Annotated in this window: 11 protein-coding genes; 5 read left to right on the top strand and 6 right to left on the bottom strand. The window is 54.3% G+C overall.

Features of this window, described 5'->3' with window-relative positions:
- Positions 1-21: 21 nt before the first annotated feature.
- Complete coding sequence (locus tag CFT68_RS01265) at positions 22-1,824, bottom strand: M61 family metallopeptidase (RefSeq protein WP_088841616.1); 1,803 nt, start codon at positions 1,822-1,824, stop codon at positions 22-24.
- A gap of 240 nt (positions 1,825-2,064) precedes the next feature.
- On the opposite strand from CFT68_RS01265, the gene CFT68_RS01260 reads away from it, so the two are divergent.
- Positions 2,065-2,322, top strand: coding sequence for a hypothetical protein (locus tag CFT68_RS01260; RefSeq protein WP_088841615.1), 258 nt, complete (start codon positions 2,065-2,067; stop codon positions 2,320-2,322).
- 128 nt (positions 2,323-2,450) lie between these two features.
- Here CFT68_RS01260 and CFT68_RS01255 read toward each other — a convergent pair whose 3' ends face one another.
- Entirely contained in the window at positions 2,451-4,367 is a 1,917-nt protein-coding gene (locus tag CFT68_RS01255) for a right-handed parallel beta-helix repeat-containing protein (RefSeq protein WP_170934668.1), read from the bottom strand.
- 624 nt (positions 4,368-4,991) lie between these two features.
- Positions 4,992-6,203, bottom strand: a complete 1,212-nt coding sequence (locus CFT68_RS01250; protein ID WP_170934667.1) for a glycoside hydrolase family 2 TIM barrel-domain containing protein — start codon at positions 6,201-6,203, stop codon at positions 4,992-4,994.
- 426 nt (positions 6,204-6,629) lie between these two features.
- Between CFT68_RS01250 and CFT68_RS01245 the strand changes: the two genes are divergently transcribed.
- The 4 genes from CFT68_RS01245 to CFT68_RS01235 all read left to right on the top strand — a co-directional run bounded on the left by CFT68_RS01245 (position 6,630) and on the right by CFT68_RS01235 (position 11,597).
- Positions 6,630-9,035 (top strand): glycosyltransferase, encoded by a 2,406-nt coding sequence (locus CFT68_RS01245; protein ID WP_212590353.1) that lies wholly within the window; start codon positions 6,630-6,632, stop codon positions 9,033-9,035.
- 180 nt (positions 9,036-9,215) lie between these two features.
- Entirely contained in the window at positions 9,216-9,500 is a 285-nt protein-coding gene (locus tag CFT68_RS21405) for a hypothetical protein (protein ID WP_141106393.1), read from the top strand.
- 286 nt (positions 9,501-9,786) lie between these two features.
- Complete coding sequence (locus CFT68_RS01240) at positions 9,787-10,095, top strand: hypothetical protein (RefSeq protein WP_141106392.1); 309 nt, start codon at positions 9,787-9,789, stop codon at positions 10,093-10,095.
- Between the two features lie 197 nt (positions 10,096-10,292).
- Complete coding sequence (locus CFT68_RS01235; RefSeq protein WP_088841611.1) at positions 10,293-11,597, top strand: flavin monoamine oxidase family protein; 1,305 nt, start codon at positions 10,293-10,295, stop codon at positions 11,595-11,597.
- A 140-nt stretch (positions 11,598-11,737) separates the two neighbouring features.
- On the opposite strand, the gene asnA is transcribed toward CFT68_RS01235, so the two are convergent.
- The 3 genes from asnA to CFT68_RS01220 all read right to left on the bottom strand — a co-directional run bounded on the left by asnA (position 11,738) and on the right by CFT68_RS01220 (position 16,791).
- Positions 11,738-12,745: an aspartate--ammonia ligase gene (gene asnA, locus CFT68_RS01230; protein WP_088841610.1), complete on the bottom strand. Its 1,008-nt coding sequence runs from the start codon at positions 12,743-12,745 to the stop codon at positions 11,738-11,740.
- Positions 12,746-13,185: 440 nt separating this feature from the next.
- Positions 13,186-13,893: a PD-(D/E)XK nuclease-like domain-containing protein gene (locus CFT68_RS01225; RefSeq protein WP_088841609.1), complete on the bottom strand. Its 708-nt coding sequence runs from the start codon at positions 13,891-13,893 to the stop codon at positions 13,186-13,188.
- A 246-nt stretch (positions 13,894-14,139) separates the two neighbouring features.
- Complete coding sequence (locus CFT68_RS01220; RefSeq protein WP_394340102.1) at positions 14,140-16,791, bottom strand: MGH1-like glycoside hydrolase domain-containing protein; 2,652 nt, start codon at positions 16,789-16,791, stop codon at positions 14,140-14,142.
- Between the last annotated feature and the right edge of the window lie 40 nt (positions 16,792-16,831).

Raw genomic sequence — 16,831 nt, 5'->3', positions numbered from 1 at the left:
GCTACTGGCCTAGCGGAATCCTTACAGATTCTTGAGCCACGCCTCCCGCAACGCGAGTTGTGCAGGGGTTGCGGCGGGGTCGGTAGTGAAAACATAGCGCTTAATTTCTTCCGTGGAAGCCAGCTTTACCTTCACGGTTTGCTCCTGCCCGTTGCGGCTGATAATGAACGGCACTTCGGTACCAGGGGCGCGGGTAGGCAGCTGGCGCAGTACCGCACCAAGGTTGGTGCGGGCACCATCCAGGGCTACCAGTTTGTCGCCTACCTGTACGCCGGCTGCTTGCAGCGGCCCACCTACTTTCGTGAAATACACGCTGGTTTCGCGGGCTTCCAGACCCATGGCACCTAGTGTGGCAATTTGCTTGCCGGTGGGCATTGCCCGCTGGTAGCGCACGCCTATTTTGCTATAGTACTCCTGCAGCGGCAGCGGCTCGGCATTCTTCACGTAGCGCTGGAAGAAGTCCCCTATTTCGGGATACGTCATTTGGGCGAAATCCTGGAAGAAATTCTTCTCGCTGATGGGCTTGTTGGGGCCGTATTTTTTGGCCAGTTCCAGCAGCACGTCGCGTAGGCCACGCTTGCCGCCGCTTAGCTCCAGCAGGCGCAAATCGAGCAGGCCGGCCGTGAGGGCGCCGCGCTGGTAAATGTTGCCATATTGGCGCTGGCCTTCATCACTGAAGGAGTTAAGGCCCAGGCGGCTGAGGCTGTAGGTAGTATCGGTGCGGGTGCGGTCATAGGTCACCTTGTCGTTCAGCATGCTCAGGTAATCGTTCAGTGGCACTAGGCCACCGCGCAGCTGCATCATGTGCGAGGCCCATTCCGTAGTGCCCTCATAGAGCCACAGGTGCTCAGAGCCGGTGGGCTGCACGAAGTTGAAGCTCTCAATTACCTCGGAGTGGATGTTGAGCGGCGTCATCACATGGAAAAACTCGTGGGCCGCAATATCCACTACCCCCTGCGCCGACTCGGGCGTGAGTGGCGCTTCGGTCAGCACATATTCTGAGCTGTAGGAGTGCTCCCAGGCACCGGCCGAGCGGTCGGCGAAATGGTAGAGGAAGGCATAGCGCTGCACCGGCAGCTGGCCCCCGAAGAAGCTCTGGGCCGCGTTCAGCATCTTCTGCATGTGGCCTAGCAGGGGCTCAGCCTGCACCTTGTCCGTAGCCGAGTAGCAATACAGGGCTACATCGGCGTTGCCGAGCTTGGTGCTGGCCTCCGTCAGGCGCCCGAGCAGAATAGGAGAATCGACGGCTTGGTCGTAGTTCTTCAGATGATAAAATCCTTTGGCATCGGGTACCAGCACCGACCCCGATTTCCAGTCCGCAGGATACTGCAGCTTCAGGCGTAGCGGTTTATCCTGCATGCCCTGGGGGTAGCCCAGCAGTGTCTGGCCATTGAGCAACGCATGATCGGTTTCCAGCGAGGAGCCGCACATGCGGTAGATGTTGTGCTCCTTTACCGCAGTATCCCAGGTTTCGGCAATGGTATAGCGGATTTCGCGGGTTTTATCGGGCGCCGAAAGCTGCCATTGGTTGGTGGAAAGCTGTTTCACTTCCAATTGCTTGCCCTTGCTATCGAAGGCCTGGAAGTTGCTCACGAAGCGCCCCATATCCATTACCTGGTAGGTGCCGGGCGCTGTGGCCGCAAACTGGTAGATGGCCTGGTCTTTTTTGAGTTTTGGCAACTCCAGCTTCACCTGGAAAGCATTGCTATCGGTAGCAGGGTCCATGGTTACCGTGTAAGTAAGCTCGCGGGGAGCTTTGGCCAGAGCCGGCGCGGCGGTAGCCAGCAGGGCTGCCAGGGCAGCCGAGCGGAAGAATGAGGTCATTCAGGGGAAATAAGGGTGGAAAACTGGGCTAACAGACACACAAAGAAAGCTGAAAGTTGCGCTCCGTAAGCGCAACTTGTTTTCCTGTTGCCGGGTGTTTATTGGCCCCTCCTGTTTGTCCATACGGCTCATTCCGCACTCCCTTTGGTTACGCGCATTTTTCCGGTAGCGGCCTAAAACCCTGCTACTCCATTGGAGTACACTCTTCAAATAGCTTTCCCGTTTTCATACCCTCGTATCATGGCTGAACCTACTCCCAACACCAACCCCATGCAACTCATTCGCTATGTGTTGCAGATAGAGCCCATGCAGGATGCTGAAAGCATTGGCCAAGTACGGCAACTCCTGACTGGCCTAGGCCTGCTGGTGGACCGTATTGAGGCCGGCGAAGCGGAAGTAACCACTGCGTCTTCCTCCACTATCGGGCAGGACGATATGCGGCATGCGTTAGAAGAGGCCGGCTTTACCGTACTGAATGCCACGGCAGAAAACGGGTAAATAAAAGTGGCCTAGCGGTGCCGGTTGGCAAGCCGCTAGGCCACTCACTTGATATTGCCGGGGCGGTGCCAGCACTGCAGGGAATTTTCTAGGCCATACTCAGCTGACAAAGCACCTCTTCTGGTTGCTTATTGATGCAGCAGCTTGGCAGTCACCTGCTGGCCGCCCTGTTGCATAGTCAGCCGATAAACGCCTTGCGGCAGCTGAGCAACCTCGGGCAAAGGCATGGTAAGGTTTCCTTTGTTTACATCCATCAGCCGATTAAACACCGTCCGGCCCAAGGCATCGGTGCACGTGATGCTGGCCTTGCCCGCTACCGGGCTCTGAATCTGAATGGTCACTTCCCCCGCACTAGGATTTGGCCAGGCAGTCATCGACAGGCCTACAGTGGTATTCAGCTCGACTGATCTAACGGAGGAGTAGGTTTGTTTTCCTGATTGATCTACCTGTACCAATCGGTAGTAAACTACCTCCGCCGCGTAGCCGGCTAAAGCATCTACCCAGGAATACGATGTGTGCTGTGCCGTTGTGCCTCGTCCTGCCACGGTTGTAGCATGCCGAAAGCTACGGCCATCGATGCTGGTTTCTACATCAAAATGGCTGTTTTGCAGCTCCGATGCAGTCGTCCAGCGCAATACGGCTTGGTTGCCTTGCCGCTCGGCCGTAAAGCTTACCAGTTCAACCGGTAGTGGTTGCTTCTTGGCATCTTCTTCAATAGCGCCCAGATTTCCGGTTGCTCCGCTGGTGGGCGTCGCAGAACCATAGAAGTCGCGGGACCCAATGGCTGTGCTGAACGCGCTGGTCAAATTCAGTCCTTTCCCAATCAGAGCCGAACCCGACTGCAACTTGTACGGGTGCCAGGAGGTCTGCAGGCGGCCGCTGAGCATCGTATTCATATCACCTCCGTCGCCAGCACTTGTAAACGCAGGATCTACGTTGAAACCGGTTTCCTGGTCCCCTACCCGCTCCTGGCCAGTGGCATCTCGCCACGTGCTAAGGCTGTTGAAAGCAGATCCACCCCATTTTACCAGCATTGGCTTCTCGGTTCCCCAATAGCAGTTTCCCTGGAGCTGCAAGCCAGTAGTAGTCAGTGACTGCACCTGGGCCAAGCCATTGGTAGTCTGGAAAATGTTGTTGCGGACCGTTATCTGGCTTACGCCACCACTTGCCTGATAAAACGCCTTTGCCTCCGAGCCATCCGACGCGGGAGTAATGAAAACGCTGTTGTTATAGATAGCCGCACGCTGAATTCCCCCGTTTGCTCCCGACGACCAGAGCATAATGGCTCCCTGTCCAAAACGCCGCGCATCATTTTCGCTGATGTTATAGCGCACCGTCAGGTCGTGCATAGCAGGGGCGCCATCAAACTGTGCCAGCAGGTACCCCGCTCCATCGTTATCGTGCGAGTAGTTGTACTGTAGAACCGAGTTGGTGCAGCCCCCATCCAGGTCGAAGCCGCCGCCGTCGTGGGCCAGGCCCGAGCGGTTGTGGTGCGACTCGCAATCCTGGATTACCAGGTTGTTGCAAAGCCAGCCCCAGATACCAACCGGCCCGCCACCCGGGTTACTGTTCAGCCATCCGTTGTTGAATGCCTCACACTGCTCCACTACCGCGCCATCAATGCCAGAAAGTACAATACCATTGCCGGTATGAGTATAGGTGATGTCTTTTCGGCCAGCATTATCGTAGGTTTTGCATTTGCCCAGGTACCAGTTGCGGTGGCTCAGAAGAGGATAAGCGCTATACGATGAGATACCAGCTTCTCCGTTTTCATGCACCAGGCAATTGGTTATGCGCACATTATCGTAGCCGCTGGTTGCGCTCGAGCTACCCAGAATAATGCCCGATTTAAGGTAGCCACTTACATCCAGGCTATCCAACACGAGGTGGTCTAGCCGCTCATTGGCCAGATCAGTGGTGAAGATAATGCCGGAATTATTGGTAGTCAGTCGGCCAGAACCCACAAACTTCATCCTGTGCAGCTCAATACCGCCAACATTTGCGGCATAGAAACCATAGTTGTTGCCGCTATTGATGGTAGCCATGCCCTGCCCATACGATCCGATGCGTAAGGGCGAGGCTTTGGTGCCCTTGCTTTGCAGCCAAATCGAGCCTTCGAATGTCTGACCTGCCTCAAACAGAATTCTATCGCCGGGCTCGAAACGAGCTGCATTAACCCGTTCTATACTTTGCCAAGCAGTTGCAACAGACTTTCCCTCCGCTGCATCATTTCCGGCTGAGCTTATATAGTATGTGGTGGCATTTGCCGAAGGCAGACACATAACTGAGTAAACAAAAGCAACTACTAAAAGTACAAGTTTAGGGTGCATCGCAGGTCTTTAGGTTAATGCGACGCAATACTAGACAAAGTCAATAAATATAAAAATATGAATGTTTTTCAAAGATATATAACGCGTTAAAGGCTTGTGAATCCACACAGCCCTTAAAATGGCAATTATATGATTAAAAGCATTATATATACTTTTTCCTATTGAATGATAAGCAGAAAAATATCCTTACGATTACCTCTATTCACTTTGTAGAAATATCCTTTTATCAAGAAAAACAGCCAAACTAAACAACCAGTTGTCATAAATAAGAACTCGCAAAGTTCTAAAGGCATATATCCACACAACCTCCGCTATAATAGGGATGACTCAACTCTTCCCTTATCTTCTTACTGCTCTAGCTTGGGCCTCTACATAGAAGGGAAGGTTGGCCGTTGCCACGCTACCTTTTCCATCATACACACTAACGGCCAAACGATACGCTCCAGGCCTTGTTGGTGAATGCACTGTTACTTCCACTCCGTTTACTGGCTCTACGCTATTTGCAATTGCCTCCGTTGGTGTAAAAAGTTTATTGATACTTGGCATTGTACCTATAAATATATCCTGGTACACCTTCCAATTTATGTTTAGCGAGTTAGCTTCAGGATCCGTAGCAGTAACCTTCGCCCTGTAGTCTGCACCGGCCTGTAATCGAATCTCCTTTCCTGCAGTGGCGCCTACAAATTTCAACGCATTAATTCGCGGTGCCAGATTACTAGGCCTCTGTCCAGACCATAATGTTTGTATTACATCCACTGTAGCGGTTTTCTCGCCTGTTGGTGCAAAAAGGCTGTACCAGGTCTGTGTGTATTCGAACTTGTTTCCCCAGTAGAATACATAAGAGCCCAGACACTTATCCTGGTGGCCTAAGATTGTTTTTTCGTATCGTACACGGGTAAAGTCAGCTTTCTCTGTACTGCTCTGTTCTTTAGCCGTTCCCCAACTCGTTTTAGGAGATTCCCAGTAGCCCCTGCCCCCAAACTCCGTCACAATATATGCTCCAGTCCATCCTCTTTTTTCCAAGCTCTCTGCTAAAGAATTAAGGCCTCCAAAGATATTTACACTAATGAAATCCAAATTTGGGCATAAACGCTTGACTCGGCTTATATTTTCAGAAACACTTGATAGACTAGTTGTTGTAGGGTGATTAGGATCAAGCTCATGAATCATTCGGGATACATCATTTATAGCACGATACATCGGAATATTGCCGGGTCCAAGGTCAAGTTCATTGCCGATATTCCAGGCTAAAAGTGCCGGATGATTCCGGTAGCGTAAAACCTGCTGGCGTAGTCTTTCCTTTTGGCGATTAACTTCCTCTTTGTTGAAATAGTCGAGCTTCGACTCAGGTTCTAGCCATAGTCCTAGCATAACAGTCAGACCGTGCCGGTGCGCTTCATTTATTCTGTCATCGGCATAATCAGTAGAATACAGCCTGAGAGAGTTTGCACCAGCTGCTTTGAGCTTATCGAAATGCTGTAGACCAGCTCCGCCTTTGATGAAGAAGGGTTTGCCGCCTCGTTGTAACTGATAACCTAGTTTCGTGCGCACTAGTCGCACCGGAATCACTCCGGCTGGCACCTTATTCGTATGAAGGGAGCTGCCCCTTCTCGAATTTAGCTCTACTAAATGGCCAATTAGGGCTCCTGCAGCTAACGCTAGCAGCAGCCATAGCCATAAGTGCCTGATAGAAGGAAAAGAAACTGGTAAACGCATGGCGCTGGTACGTAATAGGCAGCAAAAAGAACTGAAATCATTGTTTCAAATATTATTAAAGTTCAATTTATAATGATAATTATTAAATTAATGAACTTTATGTACAACGAATCTCTTGTTGATGCGTTCTATTAGCAGATTAAAGTAAGAGGCATGCAGGGAGGAGTTTTAGAGAAAAGCACACGTCCTTTGGCCCGTAAGGCAAAAGGAGACCTTATCATACAAGAGGCAAAAACGGTCAGCCGGATAACTTCGGCGGGCGTGTTGGTGCAGGAAGTAGCAGGTGTTCAGCAGATGCGCATACTGGTAGGCCTAGGAGTTGTCAGCCTACTCTATTTTCTTATCTGGTTTGTATCTGCTGACCCAATAGGATATGCTCCGCTGTTTTGGCTGCTGACGGTTTCGTTGGGCTTCAAGCTGTTGCGCATGCTCCATGAGTGGTACCACTATACTAATGTAACGGAGCCTGTTCCACCTACTGGCCATTTGCCTCTGTTCACGGTAGATGTTCTTACCACCTTCTGCGCCGGTGAGCCTCATGCTATGGTGGTCGAGACTCTGGAAGCCATGCAGGCCATTACGTATCCGCATACCAGCTACCTCTGCGATGAAGCAGACGATCCGTATTTGCGGTCAGTTTGTAAGCGTTTGGGCGTAGTGCATGTTACGCGCCAGGTGAAAGTGAATGCCAAGGCCGGCAACATTAACAATGCCCTAGAGCAGGCGACCGGTGATCTGTGCGTAGTCCTAGACCCCGACCACGTGCCTACGCCTGACTTTCTGGATCATGTAGTGCCGTATTTTTCGAATGCGAAAGTGGGCTATGTGCAGGTAGTACAGGCCTACGGTAATCAGGAAGACAGCTTGGTGGCCTTGGGGGCCGCTGAGCAGACCTACCACTTCTACGGCCCACTGATGATGGGCATGAACAGCTACAACACAACCCAGGCCATTGGCGCCAACTGTACCTTCCGCCGCGCCGCCCTCGATAGCATCGGGGGGCACGCGGCCGGACTCACGGAGGACATGCACACGGCTATGAAGCTGCATGCCGAAGGATGGCAGGCGGTGTATGTGCCGAAAGTGTTGAGCCGGGGGCTGGTGCCCTCTACGCTGGGTGCCTTCTACGCCCAGCAACTGAAGTGGGCCCGGGGCGCCTTTGAGCTCCTTTTCACCGTATACCCACGCCTGTTCACGCGCTTTACCTGGCGGCAAAAGCTGCATTACGCCACCTTGCCTCTGTACTTCCTGTCTGGGCTTATTACCCTCATTGATATAGCGGTACCTATACTTTCGTTGGTGCTGTCTGTGTACCCCTGGCACATATCGCTCGGGGCCTTCGCCCTGCACATGGCGCCATTGTTAGGCATAGGCCTACTGATCCGCTATAAGGCGCAGCAATGGCTGCGGGAGCCGCAGGAAGCAGGCCTACACCTTGCCGGTGGCATCTTACGGGTCGGCTCGTGGTGGGTGTATTTACTGGGTTTGGTGTACACGTTCCTGCGCGTGCGGGTACCTTACATTCCTACCCCCAAGGAAGGCAACACCCGCAATGAGCTTCGGATTTGCCTGCCCAACATCGTTGCCATTGTACTGTGCGCGGTGGCCGTTAAATATGCCGGCCGGCTTGACTGGAGCCCCTACTCCCGCCTTATGGCTTTCCTGGCCACCTGCAATGCCGCAATCCTGCTCGCGGCCGTAGGCATGGGCCAACATACCTGGATCAGTAATTTCGTGGCCGACCTAAAGTCGCAGCCGCTGCGCGGACTCGTTGAAGCCAGCCGAAAGCTTGTATCTGGAGTTGCCTTGCGGGCTCAGTCATCGGGTATTGCTCTGGCAGTTAGCTCCCTGGCCCTTGTGGGCGCCATTGATACGGGATATTATGTGAAGGAGCAGACCGCTGCATTTGCCGACGCTACGTGGGTTCTCTCCGGTGGCGACTCCCTGCACTTGGGCACACAACAGGCACCTGCCTCTCTAGACCTGCCGGTCCGGCTCTCCTCTGTGTCACCACAGCAGCTATTTGAGTTTTCACGACCGACCTCTACTCCCGATTTTGTAGAACTGACTATGCAGAACAAGTTGCCCATAGCCGAACTGACTGTACTCAAGCATCAAAGCACAGTTCCGCTGCTCAACTGGCCTACAAGTGCCTCGGCAGGCAACTGGCCCGAAATAGCTCAGGAGTTGCGCCAGCTCGGAAGCCCTATATTACTTCGACCCATCTTTCCGTCGCCTTCCGATCCGGCTACATACCGAAGAGATTGGCACCGTCTGGTAGAGCAATTCCGGGCCGCGAAGGTCACGAATGTCGTTTGGGTCTGGACTCCACCTTACCCAGATGCTGTGCGGGCTCACTACCCGGGCAAAGCATTTGTAGACTGGGTGGCTGTGCCCTGTGAAAACAAGCGTGGCTACATAAGCACCGCCACGGCATCGTACTCTGTTTATCGGCGCCAAATGGCTGCCACCATGGAACTGCATGATAAACCCGTGTTGCTCGTAGTTAACGATGTCCGCATGGACAAGAACCTGGTAGCTAAACAGGTGGCGGAGCAGTATGCTGAAGTAAAAGCTGTACTCTTCAACTCGAGTGCAAGAACTCAGAGCGTTCCGCTGTTATCCAGCAGAAAAGAGGACCTATCGGCTACGATGCGCCATAACTAGGCAAAGCCCTCAAATGCTTGTTAAGCACCCCTGTTAGTATATATAGTATCAGATACGTATTTACAACAGAAAAATGGTAGTAAATACTTGTGGAATTCTCAAGATAGATGTAGATTTTAATTCGCTGAACTCCTCCCGGTCTATTCCGGAGCGGCTGCTTTTTACCAAACGCTTCCTGCCGTGAGTAACTCGTGTACCCTGCGCGTTTATGCTGAAGCCGATGGCCCGGTAGTGGCTCTCATCCTGGTTACGCATTCGCGGGAGGGCACAGATTTGTCGGAAATAGACCTGCCTTATGTGTTGTGGCAATCGATGGGGACACGAGCAGCGGCGAATATGGTGGCCCGTTTCTACCGACGGCAACACCCCGATGTTTTTCAGCAGCTTGGCACCGTTGCCATACAGCGCAGTATTACCAGCCTACTGCAACTGCATCAGGTAGAATTTCGTCGGAATCAGCCATAGCCGGGGCCGGCTAAAAGCCGCTCGTTGCTTTTCCTCAAGCCAGTATTTCCTTTCAGGCTCTTATCCATTTTTTCAGACAAACTGAAAAGAAGCCTCTTTTTTCTGGGAATCAGCCAGAGTTTCTACTGCCCGACCCATTATCATCAACCTTCATAATCAGCATTTTACCTCTTATATCTCCGTTTAATTTCGGGATAGAAAGTTTTGGGGCTGGCATTTAGCCCGCAGTTAGAGCCGACCAAGTGGCCTGGTTTACGTTCTCAAACCTGCTTACCCTTTGTTAACAATGCTTACCCTTGCTCCCACCGCAACTCTTGAGCTGCATTTAGTCCCTGCTGGACGTCGTTTAGACTTCACTATTTCTCCCGCCCAATTTGCTTATGTGTACCGTCGGGGCCGAGGCCAGCACTGGGAGTGCGTAGCCCGCAATGCCTGCAGCCCGTATCTCGACCGTATGCCGATTTCGCCGGATGCTACTTACGAATATGTAGTACAGTACCGCGACGCCAGCGGCCTCGTGACGAGCAAAACGCCCATCGTGCGCGTCGCACCCGCTATGCTGCCAGCCATCCCCAGCTGGGTTAGTCTGCGCTAGGCCACTTCTGCTTCCAGGCTTCACTGAATAGGTGTTATCTGAAATGCCAGTTATTGATTTTTGCCTGCTTTAAAACGTAGTGACAGCAGTAAAAGAGGAGTTTGCATACCCTTTTTGGAGGGCATTTGTAAACTTTAGGTCCGCCTTCGTCCTTTCCCTTGCGGCGCTTCCTAAGTAAATCAGGCGCTGTTTACTGCATGTCTGAATACGATATTCTCATTATTGGGGCGGGGGCTGCTGGCCTTATTGCCGCCCGAAACCTGGCTCGCGCAGGTCGTCGTGTGGGCATCCTGGAAGCCCGCCACCGCGCGGGAGGCCGTATTTACACCATTTCCGATAGCGGTTTCACGGCACCCACAGAAGGCGGCGCAGAATTCCTGCACGGCGATGTGGCTCTTTCGCAATCCTTGCTGAAAGAGGCAGGTATTTTATGCCACGATACGGCCGGCCGGAACTACGAAGTAAGCCAAGGCCGCCTGGAAGAGTCGGAAGGATTTTTTGATGACCTGCCGCTGCTGCTCGAGAAGCTGCATACGCTGGAACATGATGTGCCGCTCGCCGAATTTCTGGCCCAGCAACTTCCTGGCGAACAGTACCTCCCACTCCGTGACATGGCCACGCGCTTTGCCGAAGGATATGATGCTGCCGATGCGCGGCGGGCCAGCGCCTTCGCCCTGCGCGAAGAATGGTCTGGTAACGGCGCCGAGGATTCGCCGCGCCCCGAAGGCGGATACAGCCGACTGGTAGAGAGCCTGATGCATGATGTGCGGGAAGCGGGAGGCGCACTCCACTTTTCTACCGTAGTGCAGCAAGTGCAGTGGCAGGCCGGGCAGGTAACAGTGGTATGTGCGCATAACAAGGTATTTCGGGCGGCCAGCGCTCTGCTTACGCTGCCATTAGGAGTGCTGCAGGCTGAAGAAGGCTCACCGGGCTTTGTGCGCTTCACTCCAGAGCTGCCCGAATACCGCGCGGCGGCTCTTGCCCTGGGCTACGGGCCGGTCATCAAGTTCTTGCTGGAATTTAAGGAGGCCTTTTGGGTCGCGCCATCCGCCGAGGTAGGCCAGCCGATGCCGGAAATGGGCTTCCTGTTCTCCGATGCTGCCGTCCCGACGTGGTGGTCGCAGCTGCCGGAGCCTAAGCCACTCCTCACCGGGTGGGTGGCCGGACCGGCGGCGGCCGCACTCCGAGAGACATCCGAAGCCGACTTACTCACGCTGGCCCTCGAGTCCCTGGCCTACCTCTTTGGCACTACCCGCACCTTCCTGCACAGGCAGCTCCAGGCTTCCCGCATCGTGAACTGGGGGGCCGATCCGTACGCTTTAGGCGCCTATACCTACGCTACCGTGGGTGCCAAGGTGGCATTGCAGGTTTTTGAGAAACCAGTTTCTGATACGCTCTACTTTGCCGGCGAAGCCCTGTACACTGGGCCGCATACCGGCACCGTAGAAGCAGCTCTGGTCAGTGGTGAGGCCGCAGCCAAGAAGCTGCTCCTAGGCCAGTAAGCCCCTAAAAAAGTCCATTCCGTCATGAAGGAGTGGGCTTTTTAGGGGCTTACTGGCCTAGGGCAAAAAATAGGCGGAGAAGCACTCGGCCGCCAAGCCCGCTCCCCCGCCCACGCTGTTTGGCAGCGAGCCTTTAACTTTTACAACAGGCCTACGCCGGTGCCAGCCAGTTCTTCACGCACGGAGTCAGACCAGATGCTCACCTGCACTTCGCCAATGTGGCCTTTGCGCAGCATGAACATGCACACGCGGCTTTGGCCGATGCCACCGCCAATGCTCTCCGGCAATTCATCTTTCAGCAGGCGAGAGTGGAAGGAGAGTTCCTGCCGATCTTCGCAGCCGCGCAGGGCCAGTTGCCGAATCAGTGCCTGCTTATCCACCCGAATCCCCATCGACGACACCTCGAAGGAAGTCTGCAACACAGGGTGCCAGAGCAGAATATCCCCGTTCAGGCCGCGGTAGCCGCTAGCCGTTTCGGTGCTCCAGTCGTCGTAGTCGGGGGCACGGCCGTCGTGTGGTTCGCCGTGGCTCAGCTCACCGCCAATCCCCATCAGAAATACCGCACCGTATTGTTTCACGGCTTCATGTTCGCGCTCCTTCGGCGTGAGGGCGGGGTATTGCTTCAGCAAATCCTCGGCGTGCAGGAACGTGATTTTGCCCGGCAGCACCGGCGTAATCTCGGGGTACTCCGCCGTAATGCGCGCTTCTGTAGTGCGCAACGCTTCATAAATACGCTCTACCGTAGCCTGCAGAAACTCTACTGTGCGCTGCTCCGCCATAATGTGCTTTTCCCAATCCCACTGATCTACATAGATGGAGTGGATGGGCGAGTAATCCTCATCGGGGCGCAGGGCGTGCATATCCGTTAGCAGCCCACGGCCAGCCTCAATGCCCAGCTCCTGCAGGCGCACCCGCTTCCACTTGGCCAGCGAATGCACCACCACGGCCCGCTGCTCCTGCATGGCCTTGATGGGAAAACCAACGGGACGCTCAATGCCGTTCAGGTCATCGTTGATGCCAGTGCCATCGAGCACCGCAATGGGAGACGACACTTTCACGAGGTGCAGCTGAGTACTCAGCTCCTTGACAAAGATTTCCTTCACCAAGCTGATGGCCTCTTCGGTTTTTAATAATTCCTGCGCAGTCATGGCAATTATTTTTTATGGTTTTTAGAAAGGATTTTATTTTCAAAAAGGCACACGAATTCCACCCTTCCCGACGGAAGTTTTTTTTGAATTCCTGAAAATTATTTATGCCTAAGAAAATCTGAGTTGCTGGCTGCTTATTTGGCTAACCAGTGCAATAGGCACAAAAAAAGCCTTCCGAATGACTGGAAGGCTTTAAAAGAAAATCAATTGCTGATTTTTCAGTTCTCCAATGGAGCAATAGCCTTCCAGTCCCGAATATTATTATTCGAGTTATTATTAGGAAGATTATTGCTGAAAAAGTGCATTTGTGTGCTGTTTTCGATTTGGTATTACAAGTATAGACAATCGAATTAATTATCGCAATTAATTCAATGTTATTTTTTTATTATCTATTCCGCGTGTCCTCGTCTGGCTACTTATACGACTACTCGTGAAAATGGCTACCCGTTGAGCGAATCCCGCACTTCGCGTACTGCGTTGGCCACGGCGGTAGGCACCAGCACATCGGGCTGCAGCAACCGGAGCAGGCGCTGATACTTGGCACGTCCCTCGGCCAGCATATGCGGCGGCACTTCAAACACGAACAGCTCAAACGGCTCTACCTTCTGCACTCCCACCAGCAAAAAACGCTCGGCCTGCAAGGCATCGGAATAGAATGCGGCCTGCCGGTCGTAGTCGTAGCCGCTGCACTGGGCCACAAAGTGGCTGTAGTCGCGGGCCAGCGTGGTCTTGAAATCGATGATGGTGTAGGGCTCATCGGGGTGGTCGATGACCAGATCGGCGCGGAGCTTACAGAGGGTGTTGGTGTTTGGCTCCGTGAAGATGCAGCTGGGCTCCGGCGTCCCGATTTCGAGCAGGCGCTTCACCTCATCGTTAAGCTTCACGCCATCTACCATCCACCAGATCAGGGTATCATTAATGCCCGGTAGGCCAGGCTCGTAGAGCTCCGGCTCCAGTAGGGCTGTGTGGAAAGCCGTACCTAGGCCTAGTGCCCCCGTAGACGACGTAGTGCGCGGCGGGCGCCCGTAGAGAGCATCGCGCAGACGCGACAAATCAGAATTTGCAATGGCGGGCAGGGCCCGGTAATCGTCGTAAGGAATGCGCAGGAGATCGGGGCGCGGCGTGGTAGTAGAGCTGGAATCAATCACACAGAAAGAACAACGAAGCGCACGAAAAGGCTCCGGGAAAGTAGAAAGGCACCGTTTGAAACAGGAGTATAAGCAAATTTACCACGATGCATGTGTAAATCAGTCATAAGCCCACGCTACCTCCTTCTCTTTACTGCTTTTATGCCTTATGCTTTTGGTTAAAGGCAGCACAATACAAAAGAGAGAAACCAGGCACACGGGCTGCTGAAGCCTTGTCGCTATTGGGCTAGGCGTCCTCTAGGCCACTTAGTTCCCATGTTTGTGGGGCAGCAGCTTGGCAATGAGGCCCGTCCAGCCGGTCTGATGGCTGGCGCCCAGTCCTTTCCCGGTTTCGGCGTGGAAGTACTCATGAAACAGGAGGTTGTCGCGGCAGTGCGGGCCCGTTTGCAGGTGCTTATCCTCGCCGAGGGCGGGCCGGAAGCCCTGCTCGTTGCGCAGAAAGAGCTTGGTCAGCCGTTCCGTCAGGGCTTCCGATATCTGCAGCAACGTGCTGTAGTGGCCGGAGCCGGTGGGGTATTCTACTTGGAAATCGTCGCCGTAGTAGTAATGGAAGCGCTGCAACGACTCGATGAGCAGGAAGTTGACGGGAAACCAGATGGGGCCGCGCCAGTTGGAATTGCCCCCGAACAGATCAGTGCTGGATTCGCCGGGCTCGTAGGCCACTGTGAAGCTGCGCGAACCCTTGTGCTGGAACACATAGGGGTTCTGCTCGTGGTAGCGCGACAGAGACCTCACCCCAAATTCTGACAGGAACTCAGCCTCATCGAGCATGCGGCGCAGCAGCATTTTCATGCGGTGGCCACGCAACAGGGAAAGCAAATGAAGCTGGCCGGAATTGGGCTCCTGCCACCGCGAAACCAGCCGGGCCAGATTCGGCCGGTGGTCGAGAAACCAGTTCAGGCGCTTCACAAAATGCGGCACCTCCTGCAGCGTACTCTCATCAAGCACTTCTACCGCAAACAGCGGAATCAGGCCCACCATGGAGCGTACCTTGAGGGGAATGCGCTCATCATCGGAAGTTTTGAGTACATCATAGTAGAACTCATCTTCCTCATCCCAGAGGTCAATGTGCTGCTCATCGACGTTGGTCATGGCCTCCGCGATGTAGAGGAAATGCTCGAAGAACTTGCTGGCCATTTCCTGGTACACCGGGTTGGCTTTGGCCAGTTCCAGGGATATGCGCATCATGTTCAGGGCAAACATGGCCATCCAGCTTGTCGCATCGGCCTGCTCCATGAGGGCGCCATCGGGCAGGGAGGCGCTGCGGTCGAATACGCCAATGTTATCGAGACCCAGGAAGCCGCCCTGGAAGAGGTTGCGGTTATCGTGGTCTTTGCGGTTCACCCACCACGTAAAATTGATCAGGAGCCGATGAAATATTTTCTCCAAAAAGACGGTGTCGCCCTTGCCCTCCTGCTTACGCTCCATTTTGTACACGCGCCAGGCAGCGTAGGCCTGTACGGGCGGGTTCACATCTTCCAGCTTCCACTCGTAAGCGGGTAGCTGGCCGTTGGGCTGCATATACCAGTCCTGAGTGAGCAGCAGCAGTTGCTTTTTCGCAAAGTCAGCATCTACAAGGGCCAAGGCAATGGTATGAAACGCTAGGTCCCAGGCAGCATACCACGGGTACTCCCACTTATCCGGCATCGAGATAATGTCGGCGTTGTTGAGGTGACGCCACTTGCTGTTGCGGCCTTCCTGGCGCTCCGGCGGAGGCGCGGGCTGGGCTGGGTCGCCGTCGAGCCACTGGCTTACATCATAATAATAGAACTGCTTGCTCCAGAGCATGCCGGCCAAAGCCTGCCGCTGTATCAGGCGAGCATCGGGGCTGGCATGTTCAGTGTGCAGATCGTGGTAGTACGCATCAGCTTCGGAAGCGCGCAAGTGCATGATTTCCGCAAAGTCCTGGAACGGTTCGGTTAGGCCAGGCGCGGCCAGCCGCACCCGCACCATACGGCTTTCGCCCGGCGGTACCATCACGCAGTAGTGCGCGGCTGCTTTGGTGCCAGTCTGGGCGGGGTTCACCGTTTCCGGGGTGCCCCGCGTTACGTAGTCCTGAATGCCATCTTTATAGTACGCCGAGGTGTTTGCCGATTGGTATAGGCGCTCAGTGTTGGTTTCATTGTCGCAGAAAAGCAGTGCAGCGGCTTGTTCAGCCGTTTGCTCACAATATAGCTGCAAAGCCGGCAAGCTGATGTGGCTGATGCGGATATGGCCATCTTCGGTGGCGCTCAGCTCGGGCTTGTAGGCCTCATAGCCCCAGCTCCAGGTATTCCGAAACCAGAGCTGCGGCAGAATGTGGAGCGGTGCTTCGCTGGCGCCATGGTTGTGCACCGTGATGAGCAGCAGCAAGTCCTTTGGATCAGCCTTGGCATACTCCAGTCGGATATCGAAGTAGCGGTCCTGCCGAAAGATGCTGGTATCCTGCAATTCAAATTCGGGCTTCTGGCGGCCACGTCGGGCGTTTTCCTGTACCAGCCACTCATACGGAAAGGCGTGCTGCGGATACTTGTAGAGCATCTCCATATAGGAGTGCGTGGGCGTATTATCGAGGTAGTAGTACACCTCTTTTACATCCTCGCCGTGGTTACCCTCAATTCCGCTCAGCCCAAAAAACCGCTCTTTCAGAATGGGGTCCTGCCCGTTCCAGAAGCCCAGGGCCAGGCAAAGCAGCTGCTGGTCGTCGCAGATGCCCCCAATGCCTTCCTCTCCCCAGCGGTAGGCCAGGCTGCGGGCCATGTCGTGGGTGGTGTAGGCCCAGGCGTTGCCATCGGGGCTGTAGTCCTCGCGCACCGTGCCCCACTGCCTATCCGATACGTATGGTCCAAACTTATGCCACGGCGCTTTGCCCTCTCGGGCCTGCTGCTGCCGGATCTGCTCCTGGTTCATCTGCCCCATGCTGCCGTTGTTGAATATCTACACGGGCAGCCCCTTCTGC

Source organism: Hymenobacter gelipurpurascens, assembly GCF_900187375.1.
Taxonomy (GTDB): domain Bacteria; phylum Bacteroidota; class Bacteroidia; order Cytophagales; family Hymenobacteraceae; genus Hymenobacter; species Hymenobacter gelipurpurascens.
The sequence above is the reverse complement of the archived record's forward strand: the minus strand, read 5'-3'. Positions and strand labels throughout refer to the sequence as shown.

Coding starts and splice junctions, on each gene's coding strand:
- CFT68_RS01265 (WP_088841616.1), bottom strand. CDS start 1,824: ATGACCTCATTCTTCCGCTCGGCTGCCCTGGCAGCCCTGCTGGCTACC.
- CFT68_RS01260 (WP_088841615.1), top strand. CDS start 2,065: ATGGCTGAACCTACTCCCAACACCAACCCCATGCAACTCATTCGCTAT.
- CFT68_RS01235 (WP_088841611.1), top strand. CDS start 10,293: ATGTCTGAATACGATATTCTCATTATTGGGGCGGGGGCTGCTGGCCTT.
- CFT68_RS01220 (WP_394340102.1), bottom strand. CDS start 16,791: ATGGGGCAGATGAACCAGGAGCAGATCCGGCAGCAGCAGGCCCGAGAG.
- CFT68_RS01240 (WP_141106392.1), top strand. CDS start 9,787: ATGCTTACCCTTGCTCCCACCGCAACTCTTGAGCTGCATTTAGTCCCT.
- asnA (WP_088841610.1), bottom strand. CDS start 12,745: ATGACTGCGCAGGAATTATTAAAAACCGAAGAGGCCATCAGCTTGGTG.
- CFT68_RS01255 (WP_170934668.1), bottom strand. CDS start 4,367: ATGGCTACCATCAATAGCGGCAACAACTATGGTTTCTATGCCGCAAAT.